Source organism: Peteryoungia ipomoeae (genome assembly GCF_004912165.1).
Taxonomy (GTDB): domain Bacteria; phylum Pseudomonadota; class Alphaproteobacteria; order Rhizobiales; family Rhizobiaceae; genus Allorhizobium; species Allorhizobium ipomoeae.
Genome location: NZ_STGV01000001.1, coordinates 870,149 through 883,928, shown reverse-complemented (window position 1 = coordinate 883,928; position 13,780 = coordinate 870,149). Strand labels below are relative to the sequence as shown.

Genomic DNA, 13,780 nt, shown 5'->3' with positions numbered 1-13,780 from the left:
GAACGCCCTTAAGCGGCGGGTGTTCCTGCGGCCGGCGCCGGGGCGGAGAAATGCCGAGGGCCCGAAACCGGGCCCTCGCGATCGACCTTCTCGATCAATCATCAGCGGACGAAATCGTCGATCCGTCGAAGCGTGACGCGGCGGTTGCGCCACTCGTCGCGCTCTGTCGGGATCAGCAGATAGTCTTCGCCGTAGCCGACGGTTTCGAGGATCCGCGAGGGAATGCCGAATTCACGCACCAGAACCTGTTTCAGCGATGCGGCGCGGCGCTCGGAGAGGATCTGGTTGGCATAGGCCGAACCGACAGCGTCGGTATGGCCCTCGATGAGAAAACGGATTGAGCGTCGACGGCGCAAGAGCCGCTCCATGGCGCGGGCGATCTGGCTCACCTTGCGGAATTCCGAGCGCGGAATTTCGGCCGAACCGGTGGCGAAGTTGATCGCCTGTATGTCGATGGATGGCGCTGCGCGGCGCAGTTCGGGCCGACGCTTGAACTCGTTGATGGTGACGCGGTTCTGCGGCGCCACCTGCCTTTGCGGCGCGGCATCGAGCCGGCGCATGATCATCTCCTCGCTCGGCGCTTCCTGGGCAAACGCCCCGGTTGGGACCAGCACGCCGGTCGGAACAAGTGCGGCCGCGCCGATTGCCATCAGAAAAGAACGTCTGTCCATGGAAGTCACCCTCACCCTTGCTGAAATCGATGCGCAAGGATCGCAGACCGGGCGTGAATTGCGACTGAACCTTTTGTTATCCTGCATTCATCCGGCAGAAGAGCGCAGTTTGCGGGTGCCGGTGTCATCAGGCCAAAAATGGCGTTTCCTGCTGGGCGACGACGGCGCTACAGTTCCGTTCCTCAACAAGCGCAAGGGGGCGCGGATGATGCGGATCGGATGTCATTTTGTGGCACTTCTTGCCCTGGTCGCGGTCTTGACGACCGGATGGCGGACGGATGTCCGTGCCGCCGAGCTTTCGCCCGAGCAGGTGGAGGAAGGGCAGAAGTTTGTCATCAACAATGCGATCTTCATCCTCTTCCACGAAGCCGGACACATGCTGGTATCTGAACTGGGGCTTCCGGTGCTCGGACGAGAAGAAGATGCAGTCGATGCGCTCTCCTCCGTACTGCTCCTCGGCGCGGAAGACGAAGAACTCTACACCACCATGCAGGACAGCGCCGATGGCTGGTTTCTCCTGGATGAGGCGAAAGAGGATGGGCCGCAGGAAGACGACTTCATGGGTACGCACGGGCTTGACCGCCAGCGTGCCTATTCGATCGTTTGCATGATGACCGGCGCCAATGCGGAATTCTTCAAGGAATTTGCCGATTCGCTCGATTTTCCGCAGGCGCGACGCGAGGAATGCGTTCACGAGTATCAGAGAACACGCGACAGCTGGATGAGCCTGCTTGGCGCCAATATGAAAGACGGCCAGAAGACCAAGTTTACCGTGACCTACGAGCCGGCCGGAAACGACGATCTGCAGGGGTTCGCCGAGCTTTTGAAAAGTGCCGGAGCGCTTGAAACCATCGCCACCGTCTTTGGCGAAGGTTATGACCTCGCGGACGGGATCAAGCTGACGGGCAAGACCTGCGGGACAGAGAATGCCTTCTGGAACCCCGCAGACCGCGAGATTACCTATTGCTACGAAATGGCCGCGTTTCACGCCGGACTGATCTCCACCTGGTTTGAGAAGCAGGACGAGGAGGCAGAGCAGGACGGAGATGCAGAGGCCGACGAGCCGCAGGCCGAGACCAGCGGCCTTGGCGCTGTGAAGCTCAAGAAGTGATCATGGTCTCAGCCTCTTGAGTCCTTCCAGCCGGGCCGGGATCGCTCCGGTGCAAAGTCAGAGGCTGCGGTTGAACAGGACCGGGCGCGCTTCGTCCTTCAGGCGGTAAACCTGTGGCGGGCGATGGCTTGCCGCCCGCTTCACGCCCTCAACCGGTTCGACAAAATCCGCTTCTGCCATGCGCTTGCGAAACGCGGATTTGTCGAGCGAGCGCCCGATCAGGTTCTCGTAGATCGCCTGCAGTTCCGGCAGGGTAAAATGCTCCGGCAAGAGATGCGCGGGAAGCGAACTATATTCGACCTTATCTCGAAGGCGGCGGATGGCGGCGCCGAGGATCCGATCATGATCGAAGGCAAGCGGCGCGGGCAGGGCCTCTTCGTCGACAGAATGCCAGATCAGATCGCCACCACGCGGCGTGATCTCTGCCACTTCAGTCTCCGGGCGTACCAATGCCATATAAGCAATGCTGACGGACCAGCCACGCGGGTCGCGGGTCGCATCGCCGAAGCTTGCGACCTGCTCGAGATAGGGCGTTGAAACCCCCGTCTTGTCGGTAAGCACCCGTCGTGCCGCATCTTCAAGTGTGGTGTCTTCCTGTCCGCGCACGAAGCCGCCGGGCAGGGACAGGGCACCGGAGAAGGGAGGTGTGTCGCGGTGGATCAAGGCCACATGGAGCGCACGGCCGATCAGCCGGAAGATCGCGACATCCACGGTGACTGCAAGTTGCGGATAGGGCATGGCGGCATCCTCCTCACACTCTGATAGCGCGCTTCAGCCTTAGTTGAAAGCGTAAACTAACTTAGTTGACAAAATCAACAAAGGTGAATTAGAGAGAAAGAAAGCATCGGTGTGACGGTGCGTTCAAGGAGACTGACATGTTCGGAGTGAGATATCTGAAGGCGATGCCGACCCAGTTCGTTATCCAGCACAAGGCAGGACAGATTGCCCGGCAGGGGCCAGGTCTCTCGTTCTGGTATTATGAGCCTTCAAGCTCGATCGCCATCCTGCCGACGGGCACGGCGCATGCGCCCTTCATGTTCGAAGAGACGACCTCGGACTTTCAGGAGGTGACAATCCAGGGGCAGACGACCTATCGCATCGTCGATCCCGAACGCACAGCCCAGATGCTGAACTTCACGGTCGACCGTCGCGGCGCCTATGTTTCCGACGACCCCGACAGCATCGAGGTGCTGCTCAGCGAGCAGGTGCAGGTGGCGATCCGCGCGGCCTTGCGCGGCCTGAACCTGCGCGCCGCACTGGCATCGGGGGATGTCCTCGTGGATGGGCTGCTTGCCAGCCTCAAGCAGAGTTCGGCAATCGTGTCGCTCGGCATCGACGTGCTCGGGCTTTCAATCCTCGCCATCCGTCCGACGCCCGAGACGGCACGGGCATTGGAAGCAGAAACCCGCGAGCAATTGCTGAAAGCCGCTGACGAGGCAATCTATGCCCGCCGCAATGCGGCCATCGAGCAGGAACGCGCCATCCGCGAGAACGAACTTGCGACCGAAGTCGCGGTCGAAAACAAGAAGCGACAGGTGCGTGAAGCGGCGATGGATGCCGAGCGCGCTGTCCTTGAACGGCGCATCGGCATCCAGCGGGCCGAAATGGCAGCCCAGATCGAGCGCGAGGCGCAGAACCGCGACCTCGTTGAATTGACCACCGCAAACCAGCGTGCCGAGGCCGATGCGAAGGCCTATGGTATCGACCAAATGATGAAGGCTTTCGAGGGGGCGGAGCCGAAGCTCCTGCAGGCGCTCGCCTCTGTGGGCATGAACCCGCAGCAGTTGATGGCGCTCGCCTTCCGCGATCTCGCCGATAACGCCGGCAAGATCGGCCAGCTCAACATGTCGCCCGACCTGCTGCGTGAGATGCTGCAGGCACCGGAGCGCCGAGGATGAGGGCGGCGGGGGGCGAGAGCGATCGCAAGGTCGTGCTGGTGGTACGCGAAACGCGGCTTGAGGAACTCACCCGCCGCTTCAACACGCGCCAGCAGGCCCGCTTCTACATCGAGCATCTCGGTGCCGACTACGGCGACTATCTGGCGGAACATCAGCGCTACACGGAGGCAGTAAGCGAGGTCGATACGGCCTTGCGCGGCCGCGTGCGCGTACAAAAGCTCGACCGTCGCTATCTGCCGAATTTCGTCTTCGGCGGCGATGATCTGGTGATTGTTCTCGGCCAGGACGGGCTTGTTGCCAACAGTCTGAAATATCTTGATGGCCAGCCGGTGATCGGCGTCAATCCCGATCCGGCGCGCTGGGACGGGGTGCTCTTGCCGTTTCAACCTTCTGACTTGAGCCGCGTGGTGCCCGAGGTGATCGCCGGTCGGCGCAATCGCGACAACGTGACCATGGCGGAAGCGAAGCTCAACACCGGCTCTTCGCTCTTGGCCGTCAACGACCTGTTTATCGGGCCGAAGAGCCATGTGTCCGCGCGTTATGTGCTGACGCTTGGCGAGCAGTCCGAGCGGCAGTCCTCGAGTGGTATCATCGTGTCGACGGGGCTTGGGTCGACCGGCTGGCTGCGCAGCATCTATGCCGGCATGGCCGCCGCCGTTACCAGCCTCTACGACAGGGACGCCCTGCTGCCGGACGGAAGCTTCCAGCGCAATGCGCAGGAGCTGCATTTTACCGTGCGCGAACCCTTCCCAAGCCGCACCACCCGCGCTTCCCTTGTGCTTGGCCGCTTCGGAGCGGAGACGCCCCTGGAGATCCTGTCGGAGATGCCGGAAAACGGCGTCATCTTCAGCGACGGCATCGAAAGCGATTTTCTCGAATTTAACAGCGGCACGCGCGCGACCATCGGGATCGCACGCCGTCAGGGCGTTCTCGTCACCTGAGCCGGCATGCCCCGTGCGCCTCAGATCCCGCCGCGCATCAGAAGGCGGGCAAGTTCCGCCTCGCTCATCGGATCGACCAGCGCATCATGGGTGGAGACCGGCGAGAAGCCGAACTGCTGGTAGAGCTGCAGCGCGCGCGGATGATCGAGCGAATTGGTGGTGACGGCGACCTTCTTCGGATTGCTCGACCAGGCCGCATAGAGACATTGCAGCAGGAACCACTTGCCGATGCCAAGGCCGAGCGCATGCTCGAACAGGCCGAAATAGGAAAGCTCCACCAGATCGTCGCTCTCCTGCGACAATTCAAAGAAGCCGGCAGGCGCACCGTTCACGTAGAGCACCGAGATCGAGACCTTCTGGTGATGGATGATCGCCTTCAGCTGCTCGTCGGGCATGCGCAGGCGTTCATACCAGTGCCAGCGGGCACCGACCTGGCGATGCAGGAAGCGATAGAAGGACAGCGGAATCTCATGCGTGCGCATGATCGCCGTCTGGATATTGACCGGCACCGGCAGGCTGGATTTCGGCGGTGCCGTCATTTCGAGCCGCGTGACATGGGCCTTCAACGGTCCGCTTGCCATGGGGGTGAGTGCATCTGCCGGGCCGGTGGCGATGGGCGTGTCCGTCTTTGAGCCCCATTCCGACCAGGAGCCGTCATAGAGAGAATTGTCGCTATGTCCCAGGCTCTCCAAAGCAAGGGTGACAACCGCTGCCGTAACACCCGAGCCGCAGCTCGTGACCACCGGATTGTTGAGGTCGATGCCGGCCTTGGTGAAGATCGAGCGCAGGGTGGCGAGATCCTTGAACTTGCCGTTTTCCGACAGCGATGACGCAGGCACGCTGCGCGCTGCCGGCATATGGCCCGAGCGCATGCCGGCCCGCGGTTCGGGCTCCTCGCCGGTGAAGCGCCCGGCGGGGCGGGCATCGGCGATCTGCTTGTCGCCATTGTCGGCAATCGCCGACATCTGATCGAAGGAGGTCAACTTGGCGCGATCGAACCGCGCCTCGAAGGTCACCGGTGCCGGTTCCGGCAGATCGGTTTCGATCGGTCGGCCTTCCGCCTTCCAGCCGTCAAAGCCGCCATCGAGCACATAGACGCGGCGCGCGCCCATGACGCGGAACATCCACCAGACGCGCGGCGCGGAAAAGAAGCCCGGACCGTCATAGACGACGATCGTATCTTCCGCCGAAATGCCGAGCTGACCGACGGCCTGCGCAAAGAAAGAGGGCGAGGGCAGCGAATGCGGCAGGCCGGTCGTGGTATCGGCGATCACGTCCTGATCGAAGAACACGGCCCCCGGGATGTGGCCGCTTGCATATTCGACGGCGCCGTTGCGGCCCTGTGCCGGCAGATACCAGGAGGCATCGACCAACTTGAATTCGGGAGCTCCGAGATTCTTCTCCACCCAATCCGCCGAAACGACGAAACGGCTCTTTTCTCCCGACATGCACGTCTCCCGTAATATCCTCAGGCGGAGACGTCCGGGGCTCCGAAGCGAATGCGGAACCGGCGGTTCTCCTTACCCTTCTTTTCGATCTTGGCGATATGAATCGCACCGACCTCCTGGGTCTCGGAAACATGTGTGCCCCCGCAGGGCTGGCTGTCAACGGCGGAGTTCTCGCCGATCGAGACAAGGCTAACGCGGCCTAACCCGACGGGCGGTCGGACATTCTTCGATTTGACGATGCCGGGATTGGCGGCAAGCTCTTCGTCGGTGATCCATTGCAGGTAAACAGGGTGGTTTTCGCTAACGAGTTTCATCAGGTCTGCCGTGACCTGATCCTTGTCGATCGTTTCGCCCATGTCGAAGTCCACCCGGCTCTCGTCCTCGCCAACGGCAGCCCCCGTGATCGGATAGGGGCAGACGACGGAGAGAAGGTGGCAGGCGGTGTGCATGCGCATCAGCTTGTAGCGGCGCGGCCAGTCGACATGCAGCACCAGCGTCTCGCCCGTTGCCGGCAGAGGCTGCCCTTCGACCGGGCGATGCAGGATGATGTCCTTCGTCGCGCCATGCCGGGTTTCGCCAAGCGCGATCCGGCTGCCGTCTTCCCGCTCCAGAAAGCCGGTATCGCCAGGCTGACCGCCGGAGGCTGCATAGAAGCAGGTCTGGGTAAGCTCGATTGCACCGTCTTCGTGAACCGCCGTCACCACCGCCTCCGCCGTCGCCAGGTAAAAATCGTCGCGGTAGAGGGCAAGGGTGGTCATTGGCATACTTTCACTGATATCAGGCAGTCTCGAAGGGCAGGTCGAAGGCCGGGCGCTTTTCGAGCCAGGTCGGGATCGGCAGGCCCTTGGACCGCAGGAAGTCCGGGTTGAAGAGCTTCGACTGGTAGCGATTTCCATAGTCGCAGAGGATCGTCACGATAGTATGGCCGGGACCGAGATCCTTGGCCAGGCGGATCGCGCCGGCGATATTGATGCCCGACGAACCGCCAAGGCAGAGACCCTCGTTTTCCACGAGATCGAAGACGATATCAAGCGCTTCCGAATCGGGGATCTGGTAGGCGTAATCAGGCGTGAAACCTTCGAGATTGGCGGTGATGCGGCCCTGGCCGATGCCCTCGGTGATCGAGGATCCCGAGGATTTGAGCTCGCCGTTCTTGTAGTATTCGTAAAGCGCTGCCCCCTCCGGATCGGCAATGCCGATCTTGACGTCTGGCTTTCTGTTGCGAAGGCCAATTCCGGTGCCGGCCAGCGTGCCGCCCGAGCCGACCGCACAAATGAAGCCGTCGACGGCGCCGCCGGTGTCCTCGAAGATTTCAAGGGCCGTCGTCTCGATATGGGCGTCGCGGTTGACGGTGTTGTCGAATTGGTTCGCCCAGATCGCACCGTTCGGCTCGGTCTTGGCAAGCTCGGCGGCAAGGCGACCGGAGATTTTCACGTAGTTGTTCGGGTTCTTGTAAGGCACGGCCGGCACTTCGACGAGTTCGGCGCCGAGCAGCCTCAACGCGTCCTTCTTTTCCTGGCTCTGGGTTTCCGGGATCACGATCACGGTGCGGTAGCCGAGCGCCTTCGCAACCAGCGTCAGCCCGATACCGGTATTGCCGGCCGTGCCCTCGACGATCACGCCGCCGGGACGCAGCAGGCCGCGCCGCTCGGCATCCCGGATAATGAAGAGGGCTGCGCGATCCTTCACCGACTGGCCGGGATTGAGGAATTCGGCCTTGCCGAGAATGGTGCAGCCGGTCGCCTGCGAGGCGCCCTTCAGCCGGATGAGGGGCGTGTTGCCAATGGCTTCGAGAACGGAAGGGTGGAATGCCATGTTGTCTGCCTTTTCGCCTGACGCGGACACTAGAACCATATGCGCGGGGAAGAAAACCACCAGGCCGCGAGATTTTCTCTGAACGGGCAAGAAATTCCGGGGGCGGGGCCGCGACGTGTGAACTGGTCTTTTCGGCGCGCGGACGAAAGAAGGCAAGGAATGGCATTTCGCCGGGAGCGAGAGAGCGGGAAAAACCATCTGCCTCTTCATCGGACCCGACGTCCACAAGGCCAGACGACGCGCTGCCAGGGACCAATTTAGGGAGCAATACCCAGCGAAGCAGGTCTGCCTGTTGAGGAGGTGCTTGGAGCGCTTGGAGCGGCGGCCATGACCCGCTAGGGTTGCCGCCAAGGCTTGAGGTCAATTCGGGGGTCACCATGCGTTTATATCTTTGGGCAGCGGCCGGCATCGCCATGGCCGCGCTTACATCCTGCAACTCCCTCTCGAAGGAAGAATGTGCCGCCGCCGACTGGTCGGTGATCGGCCAGGAGGATGGCGCGTCCGGTAAAGATCCCCAGGACCGCTTTGCGGCACATGTCAAATCCTGCGCCCGGATCAATGTCGTACCCGATCAGACCCGCTGGTATGAGGGCTATCAACTGGGGCTGCCCCGCTATTGCACCCCGCTCAACGGATTGAGCCGCGGCGAGGCGGGCGACGCCTATTACAATGTCTGCCCACCCGAGACGAGCGCCGGCTTCCTGCGTGGCTATGGTCTTGGCCAGCAGGCGTACCGCATCCGCTCGCGGATCAGTTCGCTAAGGAGCGATGTCTCGTTCAAGGACATGCAGGCCGACCGCAACTACGATGCCATCAAGAAGACGCAGGACAACAATCAGCGCCGGGCGCTGCGTGATGAGATCGACCGGCTCGACCGTGATATCCGGCGCGCCGAGCGCGAGATCGCCGATCTGGAATTCGACCTCTATGCCGTTGAACGGGATATCGAGGCATTCAGACGCAATCCGGGCGCACCGGTGTCGCCGGGGTATTGAGCTGCGGTCTGCTTGTTCGGAAGGATGCCGCGGTCGCTGAAGGGGCGGTGATTGGCTGGAATGTCGAGGCGGTTTCGACCGACATTCCCTTCTCCAGCAGAGTTTCTCACGGTGGCTTTTCAATAGATTGAGTCGGAGGGGCATTTTGAGCAGATGCAGAGAGTTTGGCGCGCAGAGCCCGCCGTCTCACTCCACCTTCAACCCCTGAAATGCCGCCATCGCGACATCCCGTGCCTTGCCGTGATCGACAATCGGCTTGGGATAGGTCTTTCCAAGGCTCACGCCCGCTTCTTTCAACACCAGCAGCGGTGCATCGAAGGGGCGGTGGATGAATTTGGCCGGCATGGCCTTCAGCTCCGGCACGAAGCGGCGGACATAAACGCCTTCCGGGTCGAATTTCTCGCCCTGGGTGATCGGGTTGAAGATGCGGAAGAAGGGCGAGGCATCCGCGCCGGAGCCGGCGACCCATTGCCAGCTCGCGGCATTGGACGCCGGGTCGGCATCGACGAGCGTGTCGCGGAACCAGCGCTCGCCTTCGCGCCAGTCGATCAACAGGTCCTTGATCAGGAAGGATGCGACGATCATGCGGACGCGGTTGTGCATGAAGCCGGTCTGCCAGAGCTGGCGCATGCCGGCATCGACGATCGGGTAGCCGGTCTGGCCCTTCTGCCATGCCTTCAGTTTCTCGGGCGCATGTTCCCACGGGAAGCCATCGAACTTCGCGTTCCAGTTTTTGCGTGCCAGTTCGGGGAAGTGAAAGAGCAGGTGATAGGAAAAATCGCGCCAGACGAGTTCCTTGCGGAAATGGATGTAGTCTTCAGTCGAATAGTCGTCGGGCAGGTCCCGCGTCGCGTCCCAGACGGCGGCGGGCGAGATTTCGCCGAGCGCCAGATGCGGCGAGAGCATGGACACATGGGCTTCCCCGGGGAAATCGCGACGGGTGCGATAGCCCTTGAGGCCGGTCTTGACGAAGGCTGCGAGCCGTTTATGGGCGCCCGCCTCGCCGGGCTGCCATTCGCTCTCAAATCCCTTCGCCCAGTTCGGTCTGGTGGGCAGCATCTGCCAGTCTGAGAGCGCTTCGGTCTCTGGCCAGGAATCGAGGGTGGGAAGCGCCTTAGGGGCAGGGATCGGTTCGGGCGGCTCGCCAGCGCCGTCCAGTGCCTTCCAGAAGGGGGTGTAGACGCGGAAATTGCCACCGGCATTCGTCATGAGTTTGCTGGGCTCATGCAGGATCTGACCGGCAAAGCTGCGGACTTCGATGCCGTCGTCGGAAAGCTTCGCCTTCAGCGCCTTGTCGATGGCGATTCCCGGCGGATCATATCGCCGGTTCCAGAAAACAGCCGATGCCTTCGTTTCAGCAATCAGATCATGAAGGACGGAGGCGGCGGAACCTGACCTCAGGGTCAGCCGAGTGCCTTTCTTCTCCAGGCTTTCAGCCAGTGCCTTCAGCGAGTGGTGCAGCCACCATGCCTGGGCAGCCCCTAGCGGCCCCGTCTCATCCTTGTCAGGCTCGCGTATGTAAAGCGGTATGATCTCGAAGCCCTCATCAAGGGCGGTTGCCAAGGCGGCGTTGTCGGCGAGGCGCAAGTCCTTGCGAAACCAGAGGATGGCGCGTTTAGGGGAGGGCTTCGAAGCGGACATGAATTTCAAACCTGCGGGGCAAGACAAAATGCGTTTCATCTTGCGGTACGCAGAGAGACGGCCTGAGGATCATCGCACTGCCAGTTTTGCGCAAAACCGCCACGCTTATCCTGGAATCACGCAGCCGTCCGGGTTCGACCGGCAAGACGGGCTTCCTCGGCGCGCATCATGGCCATGATCTGCTCGGCACTTTCCCGCACGAAGAGACGGTGCAGCTTTTCGGCAACCGGTGCCGTGGTCAAAAGGCAGGTATAGCCTTCGCGCTCATACCACCGAAAATCCACGACATTGTTCATGTTGACGAAAAAGGGAAAACCATCCCCATCGTGCAGCTGCAGCCACATCAGCCGATCTCCTTCTCCTGCGATCATCACAAGCTGACCTAACAGGCAAAGGTGAAGAGGGGGTTTCCTGAGGGGTGTTTATCACAACCGGATGCACCAAATCGGCACGGTTTCGGGTATGCGTCAGAAACGAAAAAGGCCCGCAGCTGAAAAGCGCGGGCCTTTTGGAATGAGATGGCTCCCCGGGCCGGATTCGAACCGGCGACCTGTCGATTAACAGTCGAATGCTCTACCGCTGAGCTACCAGGGAACAACCGCTTGCGGCGGTGTGAGCGGGGTAATACTGATGCTCGTTCCATTTGCCAAGCGGTTTTTCAAAAAAAATGCCGCGATCTTGTTTTATTTCGGTGGATCACCACCTCCCTCAGATGCGTTACCCCCGCAAAAGGGCTGGAATTCAGGAGATTTTGACCGGTGTCGAGTGCGTTCTATCGCTTGGATCATGTGCGTGGCCGATTGAAGCTCGGCGCGCTGGAAATCCCCGTGCCGAAATCGCGGGCAGGGCGCATTGTCGTCGGATCTGCCTTCATCGGCGGTGGTGCTTTGGGCTTCCTGCCGATTCTCGGTTTCTGGATGGTGCCGGTCGGCTTGCTCGTCCTCTCGCACGATCTGCCGGGTGTCAGGAAGCGGAGGCGACGCGCGACCGTCTGGTGGAGCCGGCGCAAGAACGGCACGCGACCCGAGCGGCAGACACCATCTGAGCCAGGGCAGAGCGAGAGGCCGGTCGATTAAAGTTCCATCGACGTGTCAAATGCAAATGCCAGCTTTTGCTGAAGCGGCTATGATTCGGGTGATCGGGGATTTGGCACTCTGCCAAGGGACGCGCCGATGATTGCGAGGGCCCATGACCGAAGATTATCACTCCATAGGAGCATTGATCCTTAGCCCGGCGGATCTGCGTGTCATCACAGATGCGCTCGACGGCATCTGCATCGCACAGCCGGAGCCGCGCGCCACGGAGGATCGTGAACGTGTCGGCAAAGCGGTGATCCGGCTTTATTCGGCCGGCATGACGGATATCGACCTTCTGACCGATGCGGCAAAGATCATGGCGGCCACACAGCGGCTTGGGCGCGACACGCCGTGCCAGGCTGTCGCCTGATCGAACCTCCGGCGGGCTGGGTTCACCTGGCCCGACGGCAACATTCGGGACAAATGCGCGGGATTTTGAAAAACCCTCTTGCGGTTTGTCTGGGATGGTTCTAAACGACCGCAACCACACGCACTTTACTTCTCGGATGGCCTCGTGGCGGAGTGGTGACGCAGAGGACTGCAAATCCTTGTACCCCGGTTCAATTCCGGGCGAGGCCTCCAAAATTCCCCGAATTTCACAGAACAGAGTGGCATGATCCGCCTGACGTCAGGTCGAGCGGCCATTTCTGTGCCGATCTTGGCCGATGGGGCGATGTGCCCGAATATGGCCGTTCGCGCTGCTTGCGCTGAAATCGGGTCGCGCTAGAGGCTATGCGGGTTCACATCCCGGAGCTTGGTCCATGCGCACGAAACTTTCGCTTTTTCTTCTGGCCTCTCTTGTGCCGGCTTTTCCCGCCGCCGCCGAAAGCCTCGATTTCACGCTGGAGAACGGCAGTGAAAACATGATTGTCCAGTTCTTCGTCTCGCCGGAAGGCGGCGGCAAGAGCGTCGATCTTCTGAAGAAGAAGGGGCTTTATGCCGGCAAGTCGCGGGCGCTGACGATCAATGACGGAACGGACAGCTGCGTCTATCGCATTCGCGCCGTGTTCGAGACGGACAGCTATTACGACATCCGCGACAAAGTCGATTTCTGCGAGGTCGGCACGTATACGATCGGCAATTGAGAGCCGGATCGTGACAGGCATGGCTTGTACCGTGCCTGTCACCGCACCCGGACCCTTGCAGTCTTCATACTCAATTGCCGGTGGCGCTCGAAGAGGGGCTGAGGATAAAATGCACCTCGGTGCTATCCGAGGGGGCGGCACCATTTTGCACGATGTCCACGCGGTATTGGCCGGCGTTCATCGGAATTCTGGCAGTATCTGCCATGGGGACGTTGCCAACATTGACGCCGCTGTTGCCCACGGTGATCAGGCGTATCGGAAGGCGCGGCGCCCCTTGCGGCGGCGATGGGCTCTCGTTGAGCGAAACCATGATGCGAATGTCCTTGTTGTTGGCCACTTGCACGACGACACCGCGGCCCCCAAACCAGGGGAGCGCATTCCCGGTCGGATAGGATGTCCGAAACTCTGCATCCCATAGCGCGACCTGTGCGTAGGACGCGCGATGTGTGCCCGCATAGACCTGCGTGCCCATAGAAAGATCCGTGTCTGTTTGACGATGCGTGCCCGCGGCGGCCAATGCCTGGCCGGTGCAAATCGCCGTGCCGTCGACAACGTCGAGATTGAGCGATTGGCTTTGAGGCGCATTGACTGCCGCAATCCAGTAAGGACTCTCATCCTCGATCCTGTTCAAAATGTAGAACCGGGACAATTGGCCGCCCTGGCTGATCGCTTCCGCGAGCGGCACGATCATGGCTCGGGGTTCTTCTTTCGCCTGCAGAGTGGAGCTTGGAAAGGGATACTGAACGCAGGCCATCGGATTGGCCGGATCAAGCGTGTTCAGCCGGTTGACACTCTCCTGTATCTTGGGGCTACAGATCGCGGCTTCATTTTGAAGGATCTCAGCCTTGTCCGTCGTCCGCGCCAGTTTTACCGGAGCTCCGTCCAGCTGCGCCACGGCGATGTTGTAGGATATGCAGGGCAAGTAGTTGCCGTCGAATGTCGAAGTCTGGGCTTCGGCTGGCGAGAAGGATGCGGCGAACAGAATGCCCGCGCTCAACAACCGGGCGAGGGGTGGCCTCGTGCCGATTGGTCCGCTTTGCAACTTTATGACTCGCATTGAAGCTCTCCAAGGAGTGTGGCGTTAGAACCGGCTGCGCCG

15 protein-coding genes and 2 tRNA genes are annotated in these 13,780 nt (G+C 61.1%); 8 read left to right on the top strand and 9 right to left on the bottom strand.

Annotated features, from left to right (window positions below):
- Positions 1-101 precede the first annotated feature (101 nt).
- Positions 102-671 (bottom strand): OmpA family protein, encoded by a 570-nt coding sequence (locus FAA97_RS04245; protein ID WP_136597258.1) that lies wholly within the window; start codon positions 669-671, stop codon positions 102-104.
- Here FAA97_RS04245 and FAA97_RS04240 point away from each other — a divergent pair.
- Positions 670-1,782: a DUF4344 domain-containing metallopeptidase gene (locus tag FAA97_RS04240; RefSeq protein WP_246041330.1), complete on the top strand. Its 1,113-nt coding sequence runs from the start codon at positions 670-672 to the stop codon at positions 1,780-1,782. The two genes, FAA97_RS04245 and FAA97_RS04240, sit on opposite strands and share 2 nt — an antisense overlap.
- Before the next feature lie 57 nt (positions 1,783-1,839).
- On the opposite strand, the gene FAA97_RS04235 is transcribed toward FAA97_RS04240, so the two are convergent.
- A complete protein-coding gene (locus tag FAA97_RS04235) occupies positions 1,840-2,520 on the bottom strand; it encodes an NUDIX hydrolase (RefSeq protein WP_136597257.1) in 681 nt (226 codons plus the stop codon).
- A gap of 137 nt (positions 2,521-2,657) precedes the next feature.
- Between FAA97_RS04235 and FAA97_RS04230 the strand changes: the two genes are divergently transcribed.
- Together FAA97_RS04230 and FAA97_RS04225 are read left to right on the top strand one after the other, a co-directional pair.
- Positions 2,658-3,680, top strand: coding sequence for an SPFH domain-containing protein (locus FAA97_RS04230; RefSeq protein WP_136597256.1), 1,023 nt, complete (start codon positions 2,658-2,660; stop codon positions 3,678-3,680).
- A complete protein-coding gene (locus tag FAA97_RS04225) occupies positions 3,677-4,621 on the top strand; it encodes a diacylglycerol kinase catalytic domain-containing protein (protein WP_136597255.1) in 945 nt (314 codons plus the stop codon). Before FAA97_RS04230 ends, FAA97_RS04225 begins: the two co-directional genes overlap by 4 nt.
- A gap of 20 nt (positions 4,622-4,641) precedes the next feature.
- Here the strand turns inward: FAA97_RS04225 and sseA are convergent, their stop codons facing one another.
- The 3 genes from sseA to FAA97_RS04210 are packed head-to-tail and all read right to left on the bottom strand — an operon-like array spanning position 4,642 to position 7,884.
- A complete protein-coding gene (gene sseA, locus FAA97_RS04220; protein WP_136597254.1) occupies positions 4,642-6,069 on the bottom strand; it encodes a 3-mercaptopyruvate sulfurtransferase in 1,428 nt (475 codons plus the stop codon).
- A gap of 20 nt (positions 6,070-6,089) precedes the next feature.
- Positions 6,090-6,833: an alanyl-tRNA editing protein gene (locus FAA97_RS04215; RefSeq protein WP_425467394.1), complete on the bottom strand. Its 744-nt coding sequence runs from the start codon at positions 6,831-6,833 to the stop codon at positions 6,090-6,092.
- A gap of 13 nt (positions 6,834-6,846) precedes the next feature.
- On the bottom strand, positions 6,847-7,884 hold the full coding sequence (locus FAA97_RS04210; RefSeq protein WP_136597252.1) for a cysteine synthase A: 1,038 nt from the start codon (positions 7,882-7,884) through the stop codon (positions 6,847-6,849).
- Positions 7,885-8,261: 377 nt separating this feature from the next.
- Here FAA97_RS04210 and FAA97_RS04205 point away from each other — a divergent pair, with 377 nt between their 5' ends.
- Positions 8,262-8,879: a DUF2799 domain-containing protein gene (locus tag FAA97_RS04205; RefSeq protein ID WP_136597251.1), complete on the top strand. Its 618-nt coding sequence runs from the start codon at positions 8,262-8,264 to the stop codon at positions 8,877-8,879.
- A 186-nt stretch (positions 8,880-9,065) separates the two neighbouring features.
- On the opposite strand, the gene FAA97_RS04200 is transcribed toward FAA97_RS04205, so the two are convergent.
- The 3 genes from FAA97_RS04200 to FAA97_RS04190 form a co-directional block, all read right to left on the bottom strand.
- Positions 9,066-10,520 (bottom strand): cryptochrome/photolyase family protein, encoded by a 1,455-nt coding sequence (locus tag FAA97_RS04200; RefSeq protein WP_136597250.1) that lies wholly within the window; start codon positions 10,518-10,520, stop codon positions 9,066-9,068.
- A gap of 116 nt (positions 10,521-10,636) precedes the next feature.
- Complete coding sequence (locus tag FAA97_RS04195) at positions 10,637-10,864, bottom strand: hypothetical protein (protein ID WP_136597249.1); 228 nt, start codon at positions 10,862-10,864, stop codon at positions 10,637-10,639.
- A gap of 175 nt (positions 10,865-11,039) precedes the next feature.
- A tRNA-Asn gene (locus FAA97_RS04190) sits at positions 11,040-11,114 on the bottom strand.
- A 164-nt stretch (positions 11,115-11,278) separates the two neighbouring features.
- On the opposite strand from FAA97_RS04190, the gene FAA97_RS04185 reads away from it, so the two are divergent.
- The 4 genes from FAA97_RS04185 to FAA97_RS04170 all read left to right on the top strand — a co-directional run bounded on the left by FAA97_RS04185 (position 11,279) and on the right by FAA97_RS04170 (position 12,681).
- Entirely contained in the window at positions 11,279-11,596 is a 318-nt protein-coding gene (locus FAA97_RS04185; RefSeq protein ID WP_246041329.1) for a hypothetical protein, read from the top strand.
- A gap of 112 nt (positions 11,597-11,708) precedes the next feature.
- Entirely contained in the window at positions 11,709-11,966 is a 258-nt protein-coding gene (locus FAA97_RS04180; RefSeq protein WP_136597248.1) for a hypothetical protein, read from the top strand.
- Between the two features lie 138 nt (positions 11,967-12,104).
- Positions 12,105-12,178 (top strand) — tRNA-Cys (locus FAA97_RS04175).
- 179 nt (positions 12,179-12,357) lie between these two features.
- Positions 12,358-12,681 (top strand): hypothetical protein, encoded by a 324-nt coding sequence (locus tag FAA97_RS04170; RefSeq protein ID WP_136597247.1) that lies wholly within the window; start codon positions 12,358-12,360, stop codon positions 12,679-12,681.
- Positions 12,682-12,751: 70 nt separating this feature from the next.
- Here the strand turns inward: FAA97_RS04170 and FAA97_RS04165 are convergent, their stop codons facing one another.
- The gene (locus FAA97_RS04165; protein ID WP_136597246.1) at positions 12,752-13,738 is read right to left on the bottom strand and encodes a NucA/NucB deoxyribonuclease domain-containing protein; all 987 of its coding nucleotides are present in this window, start codon (positions 13,736-13,738) and stop codon (positions 12,752-12,754) included.
- Positions 13,739-13,780 lie beyond the last annotated feature (42 nt).